The 20,482-nt window shown below is 75.1% G+C and carries 16 protein-coding genes and 2 pseudogenes; 3 read left to right on the top strand and 15 right to left on the bottom strand.

All coding sequences use genetic code 11. The features are described 5' to 3' along the window. Positions 1-49: 49 nt before the first annotated feature. From ACFVFR_RS10985 to ACFVFR_RS10970, 4 genes and pseudogenes are all read right to left on the bottom strand, one after another. The gene (locus ACFVFR_RS10985; protein ID WP_383699722.1) at positions 50-1,054 is read right to left on the bottom strand and encodes a glycoside hydrolase family 6 protein; all 1,005 of its coding nucleotides are present in this window, start codon (positions 1,052-1,054) and stop codon (positions 50-52) included. A 427-nt stretch (positions 1,055-1,481) separates the two neighbouring features. Next, on the bottom strand, positions 1,482-2,147 hold the full coding sequence (locus ACFVFR_RS10980) for a class F sortase (protein ID WP_383699720.1): 666 nt from the start codon (positions 2,145-2,147) through the stop codon (positions 1,482-1,484). Between the two features lie 14 nt (positions 2,148-2,161). Continuing rightward, positions 2,162-2,815 carry a hypothetical protein gene (locus tag ACFVFR_RS10975; RefSeq protein ID WP_383699718.1) on the bottom strand — a complete coding sequence of 218 codons (654 nt, stop codon included), beginning with the start codon at positions 2,813-2,815 and terminating at the stop codon, positions 2,162-2,164. Between the two features lie 164 nt (positions 2,816-2,979). Then, positions 2,980-3,168 (bottom strand): annotated as a pseudogene (locus tag ACFVFR_RS10970) (TIGR01457 family HAD-type hydrolase); the annotation flags it as partial. Between the two features lie 516 nt (positions 3,169-3,684). Between ACFVFR_RS10970 and ACFVFR_RS10965 the strand changes: the two are divergent. Beyond that, positions 3,685-4,464: an HAD-IIA family hydrolase gene (locus tag ACFVFR_RS10965; RefSeq protein ID WP_383699716.1), complete on the top strand. Its 780-nt coding sequence runs from the start codon at positions 3,685-3,687 to the stop codon at positions 4,462-4,464. A 321-nt stretch (positions 4,465-4,785) separates the two neighbouring features. On the opposite strand, the gene ACFVFR_RS10960 is transcribed toward ACFVFR_RS10965, so the two are convergent. The 9 genes and pseudogenes from ACFVFR_RS10960 to ACFVFR_RS10920 form a co-directional block, all read right to left on the bottom strand. Beyond that, complete coding sequence (locus ACFVFR_RS10960) at positions 4,786-5,877, bottom strand: 2-aminoethylphosphonate ABC transporter substrate-binding protein (RefSeq protein ID WP_383699714.1); 1,092 nt, start codon at positions 5,875-5,877, stop codon at positions 4,786-4,788. Between the two features lie 107 nt (positions 5,878-5,984). After that, the gene (locus ACFVFR_RS10955; RefSeq protein WP_383699712.1) at positions 5,985-6,782 is read right to left on the bottom strand and encodes an ABC transporter permease; all 798 of its coding nucleotides are present in this window, start codon (positions 6,780-6,782) and stop codon (positions 5,985-5,987) included. Then, positions 6,769-7,674 (bottom strand): 2-aminoethylphosphonate ABC transporter permease subunit, encoded by a 906-nt coding sequence (locus ACFVFR_RS10950; protein WP_383699981.1) that lies wholly within the window; start codon positions 7,672-7,674, stop codon positions 6,769-6,771. The genes ACFVFR_RS10955 and ACFVFR_RS10950 overlap by 14 nt, the downstream gene beginning before the upstream one ends. Positions 7,675-7,969: 295 nt before the next feature. Next, positions 7,970-9,067: pseudogene (locus tag ACFVFR_RS10945) on the bottom strand (ABC transporter ATP-binding protein); the annotation flags it as partial. Beyond that, entirely contained in the window at positions 9,064-9,858 is a 795-nt protein-coding gene (locus ACFVFR_RS10940; protein WP_383699710.1) for a phosphonatase-like hydrolase, read from the bottom strand. The gene ACFVFR_RS10940 and the pseudogene ACFVFR_RS10945, both read right to left, overlap by 4 nt. A 5-nt stretch (positions 9,859-9,863) precedes the next feature. Beyond that, positions 9,864-10,985 carry a TIGR03364 family FAD-dependent oxidoreductase gene (locus ACFVFR_RS10935; RefSeq protein WP_383699708.1) on the bottom strand — a complete coding sequence of 374 codons (1,122 nt, stop codon included), beginning with the start codon at positions 10,983-10,985 and terminating at the stop codon, positions 9,864-9,866. Between the two features lie 300 nt (positions 10,986-11,285). Beyond that, entirely contained in the window at positions 11,286-12,053 is a 768-nt protein-coding gene (locus tag ACFVFR_RS10930) for a GntR family transcriptional regulator (RefSeq protein ID WP_383699706.1), read from the bottom strand. Between the two features lie 168 nt (positions 12,054-12,221). Next, positions 12,222-13,202 (bottom strand): hypothetical protein, encoded by a 981-nt coding sequence (locus tag ACFVFR_RS10925; protein WP_383699704.1) that lies wholly within the window; start codon positions 13,200-13,202, stop codon positions 12,222-12,224. Positions 13,203-13,601: 399 nt separating this feature from the next. Continuing rightward, positions 13,602-14,711: an FAD-dependent monooxygenase gene (locus ACFVFR_RS10920; RefSeq protein ID WP_383699703.1), complete on the bottom strand. Its 1,110-nt coding sequence runs from the start codon at positions 14,709-14,711 to the stop codon at positions 13,602-13,604. Positions 14,712-14,867: 156 nt separating this feature from the next. On the opposite strand from ACFVFR_RS10920, the gene ACFVFR_RS10915 reads away from it, so the two are divergent. Together ACFVFR_RS10915 and ACFVFR_RS10910 are read left to right on the top strand one after the other, a co-directional pair. Next, entirely contained in the window at positions 14,868-15,860 is a 993-nt protein-coding gene (locus ACFVFR_RS10915) for a GntR family transcriptional regulator (protein WP_383699701.1), read from the top strand. Between the two features lie 195 nt (positions 15,861-16,055). After that, the gene (locus ACFVFR_RS10910; RefSeq protein WP_383699699.1) at positions 16,056-17,303 is read left to right on the top strand and encodes a Gfo/Idh/MocA family oxidoreductase; all 1,248 of its coding nucleotides are present in this window, start codon (positions 16,056-16,058) and stop codon (positions 17,301-17,303) included. 155 nt (positions 17,304-17,458) lie between these two features. Here ACFVFR_RS10910 and ACFVFR_RS10905 read toward each other — a convergent pair whose 3' ends face one another. Beyond that, positions 17,459-19,009, bottom strand: a complete 1,551-nt coding sequence (locus ACFVFR_RS10905) for a sodium:solute symporter (protein ID WP_383699697.1) — start codon at positions 19,007-19,009, stop codon at positions 17,459-17,461. Beyond that, positions 19,006-19,203 carry a DUF3311 domain-containing protein gene (locus ACFVFR_RS10900; protein ID WP_383699695.1) on the bottom strand — a complete coding sequence of 66 codons (198 nt, stop codon included), beginning with the start codon at positions 19,201-19,203 and terminating at the stop codon, positions 19,006-19,008. The genes ACFVFR_RS10905 and ACFVFR_RS10900 overlap by 4 nt, the downstream gene beginning before the upstream one ends. Between the last annotated feature and the right edge of the window lie 1,279 nt (positions 19,204-20,482).

Genomic DNA, 20,482 nt, shown 5'->3' with positions numbered 1-20,482 from the left:
CCACCGGATCGGCTCCCGCCCCGCGCCACCCCACGGCGCGCCGGATCCCTCACGGCGCGCCGGGCGCGTTGCGGGCCAGGTCCAGGGCGTAGTCGGGCCACCACGCGCCGGCTCGGGGGCCGCCCTTGCAGGGGCCGTCGGACTCGCCGGGGCGCTTGACCCACAGGTAGGCGTCGACGCGCTCGTCGCCGGTGTGGGTGGTGGGCGGCTCGCCCAGAGCGCGTTGGCCGGGGTTGCACCACGCCTGCGGGTCGTCCGCGCCGGGGGCCGGGCCCCGACCGTTGCGGCTGGTGTCGATGACGAAGTGCTTGCCGCCGACCAGCTCCGAGAGCTTGCGCCCGTACGTCGTGTTCTCCTCGGTGGTCTGGTAGTTGGCGATGTTCAGCGCGAAGCCGTCGGCCGCCTCGATACCGGCCCGCCGCAGCGGCTCGGCCATCCGCCGTGGGTCGGTGATCCAGTGCGGGTTTCCAGCGTCCAGGTAGACGCGCGTACGCGGCAGTTCGCGCAGCCGGTGCACGGCCTCGGCGAGCAGCGCGAACCGCTCCTCGTGGAACTTCCTCGGCGTGCAGCCGTCCTCCACGTGCGGCAACGCGTCCGGCTCCAGGATCACCGTCGCGGGGCGGTCCCCGATGCCGGCGACCACCTCGTCCAGCCAGCTCCGGTAGGCGCGGCCGTCGCCCGCGCCGCCCCTGGAGTACTGGCCGCAGTCCCGGTGCGGGATGTTGTACAGCACCAGCAGCGCCTCCCGGCCGGCCACGCGGGCCGCCTCGGTGAAGCCCCGCGCCCGCCCCCGGGGGTCCTCCACGCCGATCCACTCGGCGACCGGCTGGCGGGCGATGCGCTCCATCAACGCGGCCTCGTCGACGCGGCCGTCCGCGCGGTAGGCGGCGAGCTGGCGGGCCGCGTTGCCGTCCGGGTTGACCCAGTACGGCACGACCGTCGCGGGCCGCTGCGCGATCGGCTTGTCGACGTCGGTCGCCCGCACCCGCTCGCGCCCGCCCTCGTCGTCGGCCGGCGCCGAGCACGCCGAGGCCAGCAGCAGCGCGGCGGCCACCGTCGGCACCAGCCGCGCGAGCAGGCGCCGGCAGCCGGGGCCGGCGGCGCGTGCGACCCGACCGACCCGGGCCCGCCCCCTACGCCGCGGCGTGTCGCGACGCGGGCCGCGCGGCCCCCTCGGCGCGCCGCGCGAAGCTGTCCCGGGCTCACCTCGGGACACGTCTGGTCGATTCAATGCCTCCACACCCGTCCCTGTCGCGGCCGTGTCCGTAGGCACCCTGTTGTACCGCGACGACGCCCCGCCAGCGCGCGGCGACATGGCGTGCGGCCCGTCCGGACCGGCCGGCCCACCCGTCCTGCCCGCCGTACCGGACCCCGGCCCCGGGCGCGTACCCGCCGGTCGCCGCCGGTCCGGTGGCCGCGCGCGGGCGCGGCCCCGACGTACCGGCCGGGGCGCGGCGGGCCCCCGCGCGCGGGGGCCCGCCTCAGCGCGCGGGGTGGGCGGCGGTCAGATACGCGGAGACCACGACGTTGGCCGAGTAGGCGCGGGTGGCGCGGTCGAAGGTGCCGCCGCAGGTGATCAGCCGCAGTTCGGCCCGGCCGGCCCGGCGGGGCCCGTAGACGCGGTGCGGGTCGAACCGGTCGTGAGGGACGACCGCGACGTCCTCCACGGTGAACTCGGCCACCGTCGCGTCCGCCCGTGCCACCCGCAGCCGCTCGCCCGGCCGCAGCGTGCCCAGGTCGCGGAAGACGGCGGGCCCGGCCTCGGTGTCCACGTGGCCGACCAGTACGGCGGCCCCCGCCTGGCCCGGGCGCGGGCCCGCCCGGAACCAGCCGACGTCGCCCGGCCTGTCGTACGGCGGCGGGTCGACGGCCCCCGACGCGTCCAGGTCGCGGCCCACGACACGGGCCCAGCGCACGCCGGCGCCCGGCGCGTCGAGCGTACGGGGCGCGGCGGCGGACAGCGGGGGGTGGGGCTGGGCGCGTCCGCCGGGGCGGCCGACGGCGGCCACGTCGCCGGTGGTCGGCCCGGCGAGGACGCCCGCGCCGCCGTCCCTGCCCCACAGCCACAGGCCCACCAGTAACGCCGCCCAGGCCAGTCCGACAAGCAGCCGACCCCGGCCGCCGCCGGGCGCGGGGCTCCCGGCCATGGGCGCCCCGCCGCTCAGTGGCCGGGGCGGCCGGCCCGGCCGCGTCGACGCAGGGCCATGCCGCCCAGGGTCAGGGCCGTGCCGCCGGCCAGCGCCAGGCCGTACGCCTCGGCCACGCCCAGGTCACCGTCGGGCGTCGCCTCCGGGTCGGCGGCCACCTCGTGGCGCTCGTCGGCGGTCGCGCCGCCGCCGGCCCGCACCGGGGCGACGGGTGTCAGGGCCGGGTGCGGGCGCGCCTCCCCCCGGGTGGGCGGGCTGGCCGCGTCGTCCGGGAGGGTGGCGGGCGCGTCCGCGCGCGGGTGGTCCGGGGTGTCGACGCGGACCCGGGTGGTGGCCTCCCGCACGTGGCCGGCGCAGCGGACGGTGACGTCGTAGCCGCCCGGCTCGGCCGTGGAACGGATCATCGCCTCGGCGAACAGCTCGCCGCCGGTGGGCGCCGGGGCGAGCGGGGCGGCCACGACGAAGGCCCGCGAGGTGGCGACCCCGCGCCGCCCCTCGCACCCCCAGGCCCGCAGTTCCACCTCGCCGCCCGGCCGGGCGGTGGCCGGGCTGACGCGCAGCGGGCCGGGGGCTGACGGCTCGTCGGCCGCGGAGCCGATGGCGGGCACGACGACGGCCACGCCGACGGCGGCCACCGCCGCACCCAGCGTGCGGGGGACGAAGCGCATGGTGAACCTCCTGGACTCCCAGGGTTCGCGCACCGCCCCCTCCCCCGCATCCGCTGCGGCCCCGCGTTGGTCCGTTCGCGTGGGCGACGGGCGCGCGGGGCCGGGGCCGGTGCCTTCGCGGGGCCTTCGCGGGGCCTTCGCGGGTGGGTCAGACGCGTTCGACCGGTCTCGGGGTGGGCGCCGATGGCGTTCAGGCCGGCGCGCGTCATCAGCGGGTTGGGGTTGCCGACGACGTACGGTTCCCGGCCGGTGACCTTGGTGATCAGCGCGGCGACCGAGCCGGTGGCGGGCAGCGCGCCCTCGGCCGAGGGGCCGGTCTCGTCCGGGTTGGTGGCGATGGACCGGGAGGATGAGGCGGGAAGAGATCCAGAAGAGCATCGAGAGCGTGGTGATCAAGCCCGCTGGCAAGGGTGGAGCTCAGCGAGGCGTCTTCCGCCCCGACCTGATCGAGATCGTCTGGAAGTAGGCCGTGCGTAACGGGACCGCCTCGGCCCGAAGGCTGGGGCAGTCACGATGTCACGTCATCAACGATTTCGCGTATGGCCCATGAATCGAGTTGGCCGGCACCTGCCTGACGACCGTCGCGCGGACAGATCGCACGGTGGTGACACCACGCCTTCTTCCACGGTTCCGCATCGTCTTCCCGGCCGCTTCCCATCGTGACCACGCCGGCGACGGGGAGGGGGCCGTGGGCGGTGGGGACCGGCCGCCACCTGAACAGGGGTGGCCTCGCCCCTGTTGGCGTGGCGTCTGGGAGGCTCGCCGTTTCGTCGGTGACCGAATTTGACTGGCCAGGGGCTCGTTACGCTGGGGTGCCGGCACAGAGTCGTTCCGGCACCCCAGGAAGCCCAGGTGTACAGGAGAACGGCATGGCAGAGCGGAAGCCCATCGAGTCGTGGCTCACCGACATGGATGGCGTGCTGATGCACGAAGGTGTCCCGGTGCCGGGAGCGGACGCGTTCATAAAGAAGCTGCGCGATTCCGCGAAGCCGTTCCTGGTGCTCACGAACAACTCCATCTACACCGCCCGCGACCTGCAGGCTCGGCTGTCTCGCATCGGGCTCGAAGTGCCCGCGGAGAACATCTGGACCTCCGCGCTGGCCACGGCGAAGTTCCTCGACGACCAGCACCCCAACGGCTCGGCGTACGTGATCGGGGAGGCGGGCCTCACCACCGCGCTGCACGAGGTGGGCTATGTCCTGACCGACACCGACCCCGATTTTGTGATCTTGGGTGAAACTCGCACGTACTCCTTCGAGGCCATGACGAAGGCTGTTCGGTTGATTAACGCCGGGGCTCGTTTCATCGCCACGAACCCGGATGAGACCGGCCCCTCCGCCGAGGGCGCTCTTCCCGCGACCGGGGCCGTCGCCGCCCTCATCACGAAGGCGACGGGGAAGGAGCCCTATTTCGTGGGCAAGCCGAACCCGCTCATGATGCGGACGGGCCTCAACACGATCGGCGCGCATTCCGAGAGCAGTGCCATGATCGGCGACCGGATGGACACCGACGTGCTGGCCGGCCTGGAGGCGGGCATGGAGACGTTCCTGGTCCTCACCGGGCTGACCGCGGCGGCGGACGTCGACACGTTCCCCTACCGTCCGACCCACATCAGGGACTCCATCGCGGACCTGGTGGACCTGGTCTGAACGCGGCGCACCCTGGCCGCCTCGGCGGGTCGCTCACGCGGCCAGGGCCGGTCCCGTCCACGCGCCCGAGAGGCCGTTCGCGTAGTTCAGAGCGTCGCCGCGGACATAGCCGACGGCGTGCGACGCGGTGGGCGAGCCCGCCTGGCCGATGACGTACGCGCCGCCGTCCGGACGCTGGCCCCCAGGTCAGCGCGCCGGCGTCGGTGCCGGATGCTCCTGAACCGGGTCCGGGCCGCGCGGCGCGCGGGGCGCCGGGCGGCCCGGACCAGGCCCGTCATCCGGTGGTGGCCGGCGGGTCGTGGGGGCGTGTGGGTAGGTGGGTCAGCTGCCGGTGGCGGACTTCCACGCGTCGATGTACTCGGTGTAGTTCTCGTCGATGTCCTTCCAGTCCGGCTTGAAGACCTCGACGCCCCTCATGATCTCGGCGAGCGCGGTGGCGTTGGCGTCGGTGGCCTTGATGTCGGTCCGGGCCGCGAAGCCGCCGCCGATCTCGCTGACCTGGCGCTGGGCGGTCTCGCTGAGCAGGTAGTCGAGGAACTTCTGCCCGTTGGCGCTGTGCGGGGCCTTGTTGACCAGGCCGGCCGCGTAGGGCAGGGCGAAGGTGGTGCGCGGGCCGCCGTCCTTGGCCGGGAACCAGATGCCCAGGTTGGGCATGGACTTGGACTGGGCGAAGTTCATCTGCACGTCGCCGTTGGCCACGTGCAGCTCGCCCTTGTCGGTCTTGGGGGCGAGCTTGCTGGTCGAGGAGGACGGGCCGACGTTGTTGGCCTGGAGGTCGCCGAGGTACTTCATGGCGGCGTCCTTGCCGCCGAAGTCGTGCATCGCCTTGATGACGACGGCGGTGCCGTCGCCGGCGACGCCCGGCGTGGAGTACTGGAGCTTGTTCTTGTACTTGCCGTCCAGCAGCTCCTCCCAGGTCTTCGGCGGCTGCTTGAGCTCCTTCTTGTTGTAGGCGAAGGAGAAGTAGTTGTTGACGACCGAGATCCACTTGCCGTCGGTGTCCTTGTCGCTGGGCGCGACGGCTTCGGCGCCCTGCGGCGTGTACGCCTTGAGCAGGCCCTTCTTGTCGGCCTGCTGGATGAACGGCGGCAGTGTGATCAGCACGTCGGCCTGGGTGTTGGACTTCTCGCGGACGGCGCGCTGCACCATCTCGCCGGAGCCGCCCTCGACGTACTTGACCTTGATGCCGGTCTTCTTCTCGAAGTCCTTGAACACCGTGTCGTACCAGCCCTTGCCGTCCTCGCCCTTGAGGCCGTCGGCGCTGTAGACGGTGACGACCTTGGCGTCCTTGTCGGCGGACTCGCTACAGGCGGCCAGCGTCCCGGTCAGGACGAGGGCTCCGGTGAGGGCGACGGCGGGCTTGAGGTACCGGCGCGCGCGGTGCGCGCTGCGGGCGGTGGTGGGGGTGCGCATGGCTGTGGTGTCTCCGTGACGGTGAGGGTGGGAAGGCGCGTGGGGGGCTGTCGGTGGGCGGGCGGGGGCGGGCCGGCGGGGGGAGGCGGGCCCGAGCGGGGGGTGGGTCAGCGGTAGCTGGCCCGGGTGCGGATGCGCGAGACGGCCAGCAGGACCAGCAGCGTCGTGCCCATCAGGACCACGGCGACGGCGGAGCCGGTGAACAGGGCGCCCCGGTCGGTGGCGGTGAAGATGCGCACCGGCAGCGGCATCCAGTCCGGCGGGTAGAGCATCATCGTGGCGCTCAGCTCGCCCATGGACAGCGCGAAGCACAGACCGGCCGCGGCGTTGAGCGAGGGCAGCAGCAGCGGCAGCTTGACCCGCCACAGCACGAGCCAGGGCCGGGCGCCGAGACTGGCCGCGGCCTGCTCGTACGCCGGGTCCAGGCGGGTCAGCGCGGCCGAGACCGACTGGTAGGCGAAGGCGGTGACCAGCACGCCGTGGGCCAGGATGACGATCCACCGGGTGCCGTTGAGCAGCATCGGCGGCTTGCTGAAGGCGACCAGGACGGCGAGGCCGACGACCACCGAGGGCACCGCGACCGGCAGCATGAACAGCGCGTCCACCACGCGCTTGCCGCGCCGGCGCAGCTGTCCGGCGGCCAGCGCCGCCCAGGTGCCCACCGCCAGCGCCAGCACGCTGGCGGTCAGCGCGGTCACCAGGCTGGTGGTCAGCGCCTGGAGGGACTCGCCGCGTACGGCGGCGCCGTAGTGCTCGGTGGTCGGCCCGGAGGGGAAGGCCCCGCTCCAGTGGGTGGCGAACGAGGCGGCCACGATCACCAGCAGCGGCAGCGCGAACAGCGGCAGGAAGAGCGCGAAGAACACGGTCCAGGCCGTCCAGCGGCCCGTTCGGCTATGCACCAGCACGGCGGGCCCCCCGGGAGAGCGTGGACGTGCCGCCGGGCCCGGTGCGCGCGACGAGCGCGCGGTAGAGGCCGAACAGGCCGACCGAGAGGGCGATGTTGACGACGGCGACGACGCAGGCGGCCGGGTAGTCCGACTCCAGGATCGCCTCGCTGTAGACCAGCATCGGCAGCGTGGTGACGCCCTTGGCGCCGGTGAACAGGACGATGCCGAACTCGTTCAGACACATCACCAGCACCAGGCCGCCACCGGCGGCCAGCGCGGGCAGTGCCTCGGGCAGGATCACCTGGCGCACGATGCGCGCGGGCCGGGCGCCCAGCGAGGAGGCCACCTCCAGCTGGGCCGTGTCGATGCCGGAGAACGCGGCGAGCAGCGGGCGCATGACGAACGGCGTGAAGTAGGTGATCTCCGCGAGGAGGACGCCCCAGGGCGTGTTGAGGAAGTCGAACGGGCCGCTGGAGGCGCCGCTCACGTCCGTCCACACCCCGTTGGCCATGCCGACCGTGCCGTAGATGAACAGCAGCGCCAGCGTGATCAGGAAGGACGGGAAGGAGAGGAAGACGTCGATGAACTTGGCGACCGCCTTCCCACCGGGGAACGGCACGAAGGCGATGATCAGCGCGAGGACGAAGCCGAGGACCAGGCAACCGACGGTGGCGCAGGCCGCGATCCACACGGTGGTCCACAGCGCCTCGCGGAACGCCTCGGAGGCGAAGACCTCGCGGTAGGGGGCGAGCGAGGTGCCGCCCTCGTCCGGGCTGAAGGACTGCTCGACCACCAGGTAGAGCGGGTAGAGGAAGACCAGTCCGAGCACGGCGACCGGCGGCAGGGCCCACAGCCAGCGGCCCGGTCCGGCCGCCCGGCCGCCGCGCCGGCCGCTGGGGCCCGCGCCCATCGGGCCGGTCCCGGCCGGCTTGCCGGCGGCCATCGCCCTGGTGTCCGTGCTGGTGGGGCCCGGGGTGGCCGGGTCCGTGCCCGTGGGGCGGGCGGCGGCGCGTGCGCTAGCCATCGGTGCCCCCTCCCGCGCCTGGGGTCACGCCCTTGGCCAGCGAGGGTGCGGCGGGCGTGGCGGCCAGGGCGCGCGCCGGGTCCGCCGGGTCGGTACGTCCCGTCGCCGGGCCGGCCGCCTCGGGGGCCGGCGGGTCGGCGGGGCCGGGTGCCGCGTCGGCACCGGCGCTGGCGCCGGCCCGCGGGTCAGCGCCGGTGTCGGGGCCGGTGTCGGCCGGCAGCAGCACCGCGTCCCGGGCGGCGAAGTGCAGCGTCACCCGCTGCCCCAGGGTCGGGGTCTCGCGCAGCTCGCGTACGTCGGCCTTGACGCGGTGGCCCGCGACGTCGACGAACAGCCGGTGTGTGGAGCCGCGCCACTGCACCTCGGTGACGGTCCCGCGCAGCGTGTTCTCGCCCTCGCCGAGGTCCACCAGGTGCGGTCGCACGCACAGCGTGGCCCGCGCGCCCGGTGCCGGCCCGTCGGTGACGGGGGCCACGGTCAGCTCCGTGTCGGCCAGGCGTACCCCGTTCGGGGTGACCGTGACCGGCAGCAGGTTGGCGTTGCCGACGAAGGAGGCGGTGAACTCGGTGCGCGGGCGCCGGTAGAGGTCCTGGGGCGTGCCGCAGTCCTGGAGCCGCGCCTTGTCCATGACCGCGATCCGGTCGGCCAGCGTCAGCGCCTCGACCTGGTCGTGGGTGACGTACAGGATCGACACGTCGGGCAACTCGCGGTGCAGGCGGGCCAGTTCGGCCAGCATGCCGGAGCGCAGCTGCGCGTCGAGCGCGGACAGCGGCTCGTCCAGGAGCAGTACGCCGGGGCGGATGGCCAGCGCGCGGGCGATGGCCACGCGCTGCTGTTGGCCGCCGGAGAGCTCGCGCGGGTAGCGCCGGGCGTAGGTGGCCATGCCGACCATCTCCAGCGCCTCGGCGACCCGCCCGGCGATCTCGCCGCGCGGCACCCGGTGCGCCTTGAGGCCGAAGGCCACGTTCTGCTCGACCCGCATGTGCGGGAAGAGGGCGTACTGCTGGACGACCATGCCGATGCCGCGCCGGTGCGGCGGCAGGGCGGTCACGTCGCGCTCGCCGATGAACACCCGGCCCGAGGCGGGCTGGACGAAGCCGGCGACCGCCCGCAGCGCGGTGGTCTTGCCGGAGCCGGAGGGGCCGAGCAGGGCCATGACCTCGCCCGGTTCGACGGTCAGGTCCAGCGCGTCCAGCGCCACGGACTCGCCGCGCTTGCCGTAGGCGACGCTGACCCGCTCGAAGCGGATGCCGCTGGGCGGCGTGGTCGTCGCGCTCACGGCGCGGCCCCCACGGCCTCGGCGCCGCCCTGGCCCGCGTCCCCCGTCTCGTACGCGCCGGTGTCGCCCGCCTCGTACGCGGCGATCAGCGCGGGCAGCGCGGCCACCGAGGGCAGGACGTGGGTGGCGCCGGCGGCGCGCAGGTGCGCGGTGTCGTGCGCGCCGGTCAGCACGCCGGCGACCAGGCTGGCGCCGGAGCGGCGGCCCGAGCGCATGTCGTACGCCGTGTCGCCGGCCACCGCGATCTGCTGGACGCCGTCGGCGGCGTGGGTGCGCAGCAGCGCGCCGAGCACCATGTCCGGGTAGGGGCGGCCCCGGCCGCCCACGTCGGAGGGGCACAGCGCGAGCGGGACCAGGTCCCGCCAGCCCAGCGCGGCGATGATCGCGTCCTGGGTCGGGCGGGCGAAGCCGGTGCTCAGCACGACGGTGCGGCCCTGCGCGGTCAGCTCCTCGATGGCCTCCCGGGCGCCGGGCAGCGGCGCGCAGTGGCCGGCGTCCACGAGCTGGCCGTAGGCCGTCTCGAAGGCCCGGTTGGCGCGCTGGGCCCGCTCCTCGGTGCCGTACAGGTGGCGGAAGACGGAGATCTTCGACTCGCCCATGGTGGCGCGCACGTAGGTGAGTTGGTCCGCGTGCTCGGGGCCGCCGGGCTCGACGCCCAGTTCGCTGGCGGCGGCCGTGAACGCCTGCTCGACCAGGCCGTCGTCGGCGACGGTGGTGCCGGCCATGTCGAGGACGACGAGCCGGATGGCGCGCTCCTCGGGAGTGGTCTCGGGGTGCTGTCGCGGTGTCATGTCGGTTACCAGCCCAGTTCGTTGGCGGTGGTCTCGGCGATCGCCGGGGAGCAGGTCATGCCGCGCCCGCCGGGCCCGGTGACCAGCCACACGCCGTCGGCGACGCGCTCGCGGTGCACGACCCGGCCGGTGTCGACGCACTGCGCGTACACGCCGGCCCAGCGGTGGCGGATCGCCGGCAGCGGGCGGCCGATGAGGCCCTCGACGACGCGGGTCAGGTGCTCGTAGGGGTCCTCGACGACGTCGAAGCCGAACGGCTCGGCGTACTCGTGGGTGTCGCCGATGGTCAGCCCGCCGTCCGCGCGCTGCACCATCAGGAGCTGCATCCTGTGCTCGGCCGCCACCGGGGTCTGCCGCTGGGCGGCGGCCAGCGCGTCCAGGGCGCGGCCCTGGTAGGCCGGGTAGTAGCGGAAGCTGTCGGCGTCGGCGACCGAGGTGGTCAGCGTCTCGCCCAGCGGCGCGGTCTGCATCATCTGCAACCGCACGCGGCGCACCGGCAGCTCGGGGGCCAGCTCGCGGACCAGGCCGCCGAGCCAGGCGCCGGTGCACAGGATCACCGCGTCGCCGGTGTGGACGGTGCCGTGGTCGTCGCGGACCGCGCCGGGCCCGGTGACCTCGCGGACCTCGCGCCCGCCGACGAAGGTGTAGCGGCCGGAGGCCAGCAGCGCGTCCTTCAGCGCGCGCTGGGCGACCCGGGGCTCCACGGCTCCGTCGCGCTCGCACCACAGGGCGCCGGCGAACTCGCCGCGCAGCGCCGGGTTCAGGGCGCGCGCCTGGGCGGCGTCCAGCAGCCGGTAGCCGCGCTCGGCGGCGTCCGGACGTTCGGTCGCGGCCCGGGCCACGGCCAGCTCGTCCTCGTTGGTGACGATGGTCAGGGAGCCGTTGGGCCGAAACCCGAGGCCGGGCACCCGGGCGCCGATGCCCTCCCACAGCTCGCGGGCCCGCAGCGCGGTCTCCAGCTCCGCGCCACCGGCCCGTCCACCGACCCAGACCAGGCCGAAGTTACGGACCGAGGCACCACGGGCCTCGGCCTCGCGCTCGATGTGTACGACCTCGTGGCCGCGTTCCACTGCCTGCCAGGCGTGCATGGTTCCCACCACGCCGGCTCCGACGACTATCACTCGCATGACCCCGACGTTCGCCGCGCGGAGTGACTCAAACCAATCCAGTCGGCGACGTCCAGGTGAACACGGGCGCAAGCCTGGCCTAGACCCGTTATCTTTCCGTGATCAAACAGGCTGTCACTTTGGCCCGCTTGGGCGGTGGATGGGCGATCTGGTGGGGGCGTTGGGAGTACGTACGCCCCGGGTGGGCGGCGGGCCCGACGGGCGTGGCCCGTACGCGGTCCACGGCCCGGTCACGGGTCCGGGAAGCGGGCTCCGACGGGCGGAGCGGGTCCCGGCTCGGATTCCGGTTCCGGCGCCGGCTCAGGTCGCCGACGAGCCCAGGTGGGTGGTGAAGCTGAAGCGGTCGCCCCGGAACAGCGAGCGCACGCGCTCCAGCGGGCGGCCCTCCAGGTCGCGCGAGATCCGGTGGATGAGCAGCATCGGCAGCGCGGGCGGGGTGCCGATGAGCAGCGCCTCGCGCGGGGTGGCCAACACGGTCTCCAGCCGCTCGTCCGCGTCGCCGAACCCGATGCCGAGCCGGTCGTGCAGATAGCCGTAGAACGACGAGTCGGGCTCGAAGTCGCTGGCCAGTCGCGGGACGCGGGCGACCTCCACGTACGTGCTCTCCAGGCCCATCCGCTCGTCGTCGGCGAGCAGGACCCGCTCCAGGTGCCAGACCGGCACGCCCCGCTCCAGCTCCAGCTCGACGGCCAGCCGGGGCGGGCAGGGGAACTGGTCGAGGGTGATGAGCGTACGTCCCGGCCGGCGGCCCTGACGGCGCACGCCCTCGGTGTAACTCGCCAACGACAGCGGCTGCTCCAGCTTGGGCCCGGCCACCACGGTGCCGCGCCCCATCCGCCGCAGCCGCCCCTCAAGGAGCAGTTCACGCAACGCCTGACGCAGCGTCTCGCGCGAGACCGCGAACCGCACGGCCAGATCACGCTCGGTCGGCAGCAGTTCACCCTGCCCCAACTCGTCTATCAGCGCCGACACTTGGGTCTTGACGGCGTAGTACTTGGGGATGCGCCCGTGCTCGGGGACGCCCGCCCTGATGGGTGCGCCAGGTGCCTGGTCGTTCGGGTATTCCACGCGGTGATCCTCGCACCACCCAGCGAGAGCGCGCCCGCGGGCCGGGCGCACGACGACCGGGGGAAGCCCCTGGCGGGGTGGCCCCGGGTGGGCCGACGGGGTGCCGTCGGGTGGGCCCGATGAGGCGTGCCCAGCGAGCCGGGCGGGCTGGCGGCGGGCGGCCCGGCGTCAGCGGCGGGAGCCGCGCGGTCGGCGGGGGGCGCGGGCCCCACGGGTGCGGGCCAGGAGCGCGGCACCGCCGACGAGCAGGCCGAGCGCGAGCGCGGCGAGCCCCCACAGCGGGCCGGAGGCGGGGCCGGTCGCCGCGAGCTGTGGCGGGGCGTCGGCGGGCGGGTCGCCGGGCGCGGTGTCGGCGCCGGGGAGTGTCGCGCCGGGGCCGGTCCCCTCCCCCGCGCCGGCCCCTTCCCCCGCACCGGTGCCCTGCCGCGCGACGTCGCCGGTGGCCGGCGCGCGGTCGGGGTGGCCGTCGGGCGCCTCCCCGGTCCTGGCGCCGGACTCGGTGCTGACGTCGGACTCGGCGCCGACGTCGGGCCCGTCGTCGTCCGTGGTGCCCGGCTCGCTGGACCGGGCGTCGGCCCGGGCCGGCTGGATCGTGAACCGGTACGTCGGCGACTGGCCGACCCAGTCCCCGTCCTGGTGCTGGCGCTGCATGGCGGTCACGGCGGCGGAGGCGGGCCCGATGGGCGCGTGCGCGGCGAACCTGACCCGCACCCGGACCGTCAGCGTCTCGCGCGCGGGCACCTCGAACCCCGTGAAGCGGGGCGCCTGCCGGCGACCGCCGCCGTCGAAGACGCCGACGTTCTCGTCCTCGTCGGTCACCTCGAACCGCACCGGGCGCCAGCGCCGCTGGTACGGATCGTGGAACTCGACCCGTAGCTGGTCGGGGCGGAGCGCGTGCGCGCGGTCGGCGAACAGGGCGACGGGATGGATGGCCGCGCACGCCACCCGGGTGGTGTTGCGCAGATCCAGCCGCCAGTGTCGCCACGGGTCGCCCGCGCGGTAGTCGCCGGGCCCGGCGTGCAGCCGCGTCCCGATGGGGAAGTCGGCGTCCGAGGCGTCCCCGCACTCGGGGGCGAGCGCGGCGCCACGCGAGGCGGCGGCGGCCGGGGCCGTGGGGGCGGTCGGCGCCACCGCGAGCAGGGCCGCCACCAGGGCCCCGACGACAGCGGCGACGGACGCCGCGCGCGGGCCGACGCGGCCGGCGGGCGCGAGCCGGGCCGGCGGCGGGGCGCACCCACGAACCGGGGCCTGGGCGGGGACGGGTGCGGCGGCCGGAACCGGGACAGGCGCCGGACGCCGCGACCACCAGCGGGACTGGGGGTGGGGCGAACGCATGCGTGACCTTCTGCTCGGGGGCAAGGGGAGTGCTCCCTCGGTCTGAGCAACCTTCCACGCCCCGTCACGCGCCCCACCCCTCGCCGCCGGACCGACCCCTCTCCCACGAAATCCCGCCCGAACGGCCCACGCCCCACGGCCGCCACCTGACGGCCCGCAGCCCACGCCCCACCGGCCGCCGGCCCTTCCCCGCGGGCCAGCCGGGCGCGGCCGCTAGCCGTCCAGCGTGAGCGCGTTCTTGGCCCGGGTCATGGCCTCCTCGCCAGGGGGCCCGCCGGGGTTGTCGGTGACCAGGGCCTGGTTGGCGGTGGCGTACGGGCGCATCCGCCGCTCGTAGGCGGTGTACGCCGCCGCGTGGTCGACCCGCGCCGTGGCCAGGCAGTCGGCCAGGACGTACGCCCCCACCAGCGCCAGGCTGGTGCCCTGCCCGGACAGCGGCGAGGGGCAGTAGCCGGCGTCACCCAGGAGGGTGACCCGGCCGCGCGACCAGCGCTCCATCCGGATCTGGGCCATGGCGTCGCAGTAGAAGTCGGGCGCGCTCGCCGCGGCCTTGGCCAGCCGTTCGCCTTCCCAGCGCAGGGCGTTGAGCCGGTCGACGATGGCGCGGCGCAGCCCGTCGGGGGTGCGCTGGTCGGCGGGGAGCGGGGCGGACTCGAAGCCGAAGGCCACCCGCAGTTCGGTGTTGCCACGGACGGCGAGGATGCCGAAGCCCACGTCGCCGTCCCGCATCCAGACCTGCCAGTCCTCCAGGCCCAGGAAGTTGTCCGCGCTGAACACCGAGAGGTAGCTGCCCAGGTGGTGGAGGAAGCCCTCCTCGGGGCCGAAGGCCAGCCGCCGCACCGTCGAGTGCAGCCCGTCCGCCCCGACGACCAGGTCGAAGGTGCGCGAGGGCGCGTGCGCGAAGTCCACCCGCACCCCGTCCGGGCCCTCGACGAGGGCCGTGACGCTGTCGCCGAAGACGAACTCGACGTCCGCGCGCGTCCGCTCGTACGCCATCCGCACCAGGTCCTCGCGCATCAGCTCGATGTCCGGGCTGTCGAGCCGGCCGCCGCTGCGGGTGGCCTCCGTCGAGCGTTCGATCTCGCGGCCCTCGGGGTCGAGGACCGACATGCCGCGCATCCGGGTCCGCGCCGCGCGCGCCCGCTCCAGCAGGCCCATCCGCTCCACGACGTCCAGGGCCACGCCACGGATGTCGATGGCCTGGCCGCCGGTACGCGGTCCCGGGCCGCGTTCGACGACGGTGGCGGCGAAGCCGTGCCGGTGCAGCCAGTAGGCGAGGGTGGGTCCGGCGATCCCGCCGCCGGAGATGAGAACGGTCCGCATGTGAGCCTCCTGTACGCCGTGTGCGCCCCGAACGTACGGCGTACGCGGAGGGGCCTCAACGGGCCTGTTCGGCCCGCTGTACTAGGGCAGTTACCGGATGTTCGGCGTACCCGCTGCTAGCCTCCGCACTAGTACAGAACGGGAAGGCGGCAGGCTGTGACCAAGCCCATAGGAGCCCACGACCCACCGCCGTATCTGCGGATCGCCGCCGAGTTGCGCCGGCGCGTCACCGCGGGCGAGCTGGCGCCCGGCGACCGGGTGCCCTCCACCCGGCAGCTCGCCCGCGAGTGGGGGGTGGCGATGGCCACCGCCACCAAGGCGCTGACCACGCTGCGCCTTGAGGGGCTCGTGGTGGCCCGGCCACGGGCCGGCACCGTCGTCGCCGGTGGCGTCGCCTCCCCCGCGCCACCGGCCCGCCGCCGCCCGGCTCCGGCCCCGGGACCGCCGCCCGAAGCGGAGCTCAGCCTGGACCGGATCGTCCGTACGGCCATCGACATGGCCGACACCGAGGGGCTCGCGGCGCTGTCGATGCGCGGGGTCGCGGCCCGGCTGGGCGTCGCCGTGATGTCGCCGTACCGCTACGTCCCCAGCAAGGACGAGCTGATCCTGCTGATGGCGGACGCGGCGTACGGCGAGGTGGGCTATCCGGCGAAGCCTCCGGCCGGCTGGCGGCCCCGCGTCGAGCTGGGCGCCCACACGCTGTGGGGCCTGTACCGGCGTCACCCGTGGCTGGCCCAACTCGGTTCGCTGACGCGTCCGTTGATGGTGCCCAACCTGGTGGGTCACGGCGAGTGGCTGCTGCGCGCCCTGGACGGGCACGGCCTCGACCCGACCACGCTCTTCGAGATCCACCTGCTCGTCTACAGCCACGTCCAGGGCATGGCCGTCCATCTGGAGTGGGAGACGAGCGCCGAGGCGGACACGGGCCAGTCCGACGAGGAGTGGATGGACAGCCGGGCCCCGGCGTTGCGCGACCTGGTGCGCTCGCACCGGTTCCCGACCTTCACCAGGGTGGTCGGGAGCTTCACCGACGGTTACGACCTGCGCATCGACGACCTCTTCGCCACCGGCCTGCGTGCCCTCCTGGACGGCCTGACCCCGCTCGTCGAGGGCCACGGCGCCCGGCCCGTCCCGACCGACGGCCCCTGACGCGCCGACCGACGACCTCGGCCCCGGGAGACGGCGGGCTCGGCCCCGGGGGACGGCGGGCCCGGCCCGTGGGCGTACGGCGGCGCCCGGCCGGCCTCCCGGGCCACAGGCCGCGCAGGCCGGTCCGGGGCGGGCCGCCACGCCCCGCGCGCGCACCGGTTGCGCTGAGGCACCCGCGTTGCCAGAGTCCTCGGCATGGATGGCACGGACGGCGTCGACAGCACGCACCAGAGGCCCGGTACGCCCGGCACGGGCACCCCGACCAGCGCGCCCGGGGCGCCCGCCGGCGGCGGAGGCCCCGCGAGCGCGGGCGCCAGGCCGGGAGCGGGCCCCGACGAGGCGCCCGTACGGCCGCCGTTGACGCGGGACGGCCCGCTGCGCGTCGGGCTCGTGGGCTACGGGCTCGCGGGGTCGGTCTTCCACGCCCCGCTGGTCGCCGCCACCGACGGCCTCACCCTGCGCACGGTGGTCACCTCACGCCCCGAACGGCAGCGCGCGGCGCGGGAGGCGCACCCCGGCGCGCGGGCCGTCGGCACCGCCGACGACCTGTTCGCCGACGCGGACGCGCTCGACCTCGTCGTCATCGCCTCCCCCAACCGCACCCACGTGCCGCTGGCCCGCACCGCGCTGGCGGCCGGCCTCTCGGTCGTGGTGGACAAGCCGCTGGCCGCGACGGCCGCCGAGGCCCGCGAGGTGAGCGCGCTGGCCGACGCGCGCGGGCTGCTGCTGAGCGCCTTCCAGAACCGCCGCTGGGACAACGACTTCCGCACCGTGGCCCGGCTCGTGCGCGAGGGCGCGCTCGGCGACGTCCAGCGCTTCGAGTCCCGCTTCGAACGCTGGCGGCCCCGACCCAAGGGCGGTTGGCGCGAGTCCGGTGACCCGGCCGAGATCGGCGGCCTCCTCTACGACCTGGGCAGCCACCTCGTCGACCAGGCCCTGACCCTGTTCGGCCCGGTGACCTCGGTGTACGCCGAGAGCGACGTACGGCGAGCCGGCGCCGAGGCGGACGACGACACCTTCCTCGCGCTCACCCACGCCACCGGCGTGCGCTCCCAGCTGTGGGCGAGCGCCACCGCCGCCCAACTCGGCCCGCGCTTTCGGGTGCTGGGCAGCACGGCGGGCTACGTGAAGTACGGGCTGGACCCGCAGGAGGCCGCGCTCCGCGAGGGCCGCCGCCCCGGCGACGGCTCGGCTTGGGGCGTGGAGCCCGAGTCCGCGTGGGGTCGGATCGGCGCGGGCATCTCACCGCCGACCGGCGGCGGCGAGCCGGTGCCGACGGAACGGGGCGACTACCCGGCCTACTACGCCGCCATCGTCCACGCCCTGCGCTCCGGCGGGCCCCCGCCGGTCACCGGCGCGCAGGCCGCCGCCACGCTGGCCGTCCTGGAGGCGGCCCGTCGCGCGGCGGCCGAGTCCCGCCCCGTCCCCCCGGAACCCGCCTGACCCGCAAACCCCCGTGGCCCACGCCCGCTGGCCGTCCTGGAGGCGGCCCGTCGCGCGGCGGCCGAGTCCCGCCCCGTCCCCCCGGAACCCGCCTGACCCGGAAGCCCCCGTGGCCCACGCCCGCGGAAGCCCCGTGGCCCCGGCACGGGCCCCGGTCACGCGCGGGCGGCGCCCGACGTGTCGTCCGCGCCGGGTGGCCCGGCCGGCGCGGCGGCCTCCTCCGGCGTCTCCCAGTCGGCCAGCACCTCGCCGTCCGGGCGGCCGTCCGCCTCGCGCGGGCCGAGCAGGCTGACCGCGACGGCCACCGCCAGGTTGAGGACCAGCGCGACCAGACCCGCGTTCACGCCCCACAGGGGGTCGCGGTCGGTGAAGACCAGCACGGACACCAGCGTGGCGCCGACGACCAACCCGCTGAGCGCCCCGTACAGCGTCATCCGACGCCAGGCCAGCCCCAGCAGCAGCATCGGCACGAGCTGGGCCATCCCCTCGTACGAGATCAACGACAGCCGCACCAGCGTGTTGGGCGCGGTGTAGGTCAGCAGCAGCGCCAACGCGCCCGCCACCACGACCACCACCTGCGAACCGAGCTTCTGCCGGGCGGCCAGACGCGGCACCAGGCCCAGCACGCTGCGACCCCACATGGTGCCGATGACCAGCATGAACACGGCCATCGGCACGATCGACGACAGCGCGGCGGCCACGCCGATCACCCCGACCGCCCAGGCCGGCAGCGAGTCCACCACGAGCTTGAACAGCGCCAGGTTCGACTCCGCGCCCACCAGCCCCGGCACCACGAACAGCGCCGCCATGCCCAGCAGCATGGGCACGAGCAGCAGCACGTTGTACAGGGGCAGGGCGATCGCGTTGCGCCGCAGGGTGTCCGCGCTGCGCGCGCCGAGGTAGCCGGCGACGGTCGTCGGGAAGATCACCACGGTCAGGGAGTTGAGGAGGCTGGTCGAGACGAACCAGCCCTGGTCCAACCCGCCCGACGCGTGTCCGGGAAAGGTCAGCCACTGCGCCTTCTCGTCCACCAGGCGCCCCAGGAAGTCCCCGTAGCCACCGAAGTAGTGCACCGGCACGTACACCGCCAGGAACCCCAACGTGCCGATGACCAGCACGTCCTTGAGCACCGACACCCACGCGCTGCCGCGCAGCCCGCTGACCACCACGAACCCGGTGGTGATCGCGAACGCCAGGAAGTAGGCCCAGTCCAGGCTGATCGCCCCGTACGAGATGGTCGAGACGACCACGCCCATGCCGGTGATCTGGAGCTGGATGTAGGGCAGCAGACACACCGTCGCCCCCACCGCCACCAGGGCGCCCAGCCAGGGTCGCCCGTACCGGTGGGCGATCATGTCGGTGATGCCGACCAGCCCGTGCCGCCGCGCGTAACCCCACAGCATCGGGCCGACCAGGTACCCGATGGCGTACCCGCAGGACATGTACGCGATGACGTACAGCACGGGCGCGCCGAAGTTGTAGCCCCAGCCGGCCGCGCCGAGGTAGCTGAAGCTGGTGTAGCCCTCGCCGGCCATCAGCACCCAGATGAACACGGTGCCCAGGCTGCGCCCGCCCACCGACCAGTCCGCGAGGCCGCCACCGCCCTTGGCGGCGCGTCCGGCGCGTACCGACAGCAGCCCGAGCGCGACGGTGAGCACCATGAATCCGGCGAAGACGGAGGTGGCGACGGCGGCGTCGGTGCTCATGCCCGCCCCCGCTTCCGCTGGCCCCGCCACGCCAACCACACCGCGACCGGCGTCAGCACGGTGGCCACCACCATCCAGAACACCAGGAAGGGCAACCCGAAGACGGTCGGGTGTACCCGATTGACCAGCGGCAACGCGCCCAGGTACAGCACGTAGGGCGCGAGCAGCCACAACAACGAAGATCGACGCGACACGGCGCCCGACCCTAGCCCCCACTCCCCACGCCCGGCGCGGCGCCCCACTCACGCGGCGCGGCGCCCCACCCGCGCGGCGCGGGAGGGGCCGGGGGCAACGGCGCGCGCCGCCACCCACGCGGGTGACGGCCGCGCCGCGACGCCCCCCGGGCCCCGGGGGGCGTCGCGGTCAACGTGCGGGCGGTGGCTGGCGGTTACCGCATACGTTCGGCACGACACACGCCCTACGGAAAGGGAGTTCGGGGAATTCCCGTACCAGGCCACGGAAGTCTTATTTTGCGCCTTTCCCGCACAACGGTTGCCTATTACGGGGGAGGGGGATATTCGGCATGAGAAACGGGAGCGAGAACCGGGCACGTCATCTCGAAATGCTCGACTCACCGTCCGTCGCGGCGAATTGGTCGCCTCGCTCCTGTCGAAACCACCCCCTCCTCGTCCCGGAACACGTTCTCGTGCCCGATGGCGCGGCTTCCGGGAGGGGAGGGGCGGCTGGTGACGAACGCACCTCGTGTGCGGCGAGAACTCCAGGAGGCGTGCCATGGCCACACCGTCCGAGGTTCACACCATAAGCGTCACCTCCCGAGGGGAGGACGCGTCGCAGAACACCTGCGATCCCCCTTCCGGTCCGCCCTGCGCATGCCCTCCGGCATCGTGCCGCTGCTCGCCGAGCCCCCCTTGCGGTTGCCCTCCGCACACCCCCGGCGGGCCGCCCGGCCCTCCCGGCCCGCAGGGGCCGCCGGGGCGGCAGGGCCCAGCCGGCCCACCCGGGTGGGCCGGTCCCACGGGGCCGGCCGGCCCGCCCGGTCCGGCGGGACCACCCGGCCCCGCGGGGCCGCGCGGGCTGGAGGGCCCGGCGGGCCCCGAAGGCCCTGTCGGCCTGCCCGGACCTGAGGGCAGCCCGGGGCCGGGGGCCCGCCAGGCTCGCCCGGCAGGGACGGCAAGGACGGCAAACCCGGCCCTGCCGGGTTGGACGGCATCGACGGCCGGGACGGCCCGGCGGGGCCGCGCGGACCCGAGGGGGTCCCCGGCCCCCCGGGCCTCACCGGGCCGACCGGGCCCCCAGGGTGCCGTGGTCCCAAGGGAGATCCGGGTGACCCGCCCAGCCGGGACTGCCTGCGTCAACTGGTCAGGGAGTGCCTGGCCGAGTTCGGCTTCCGCCCGCCCTGCTGACCCCTCCCGCGCGGGGCGGTCGCGGGCCACGTCCGCGAGCGGCGCACCGGCACCCGGGATACGGCGCGAGGAGTGCCCCCCCCCCCCCCGGGGGCCGGGGACGACGCGC

The sequence above is a fragment of the Streptomyces sp. NPDC057702 genome (assembly GCF_042799315.1).
Classification (GTDB): Bacteria; Actinomycetota; Actinomycetes; order Streptomycetales; family Streptomycetaceae; genus Streptomyces.
This window is presented reverse-complemented; position numbering and strand designations above follow the sequence as displayed.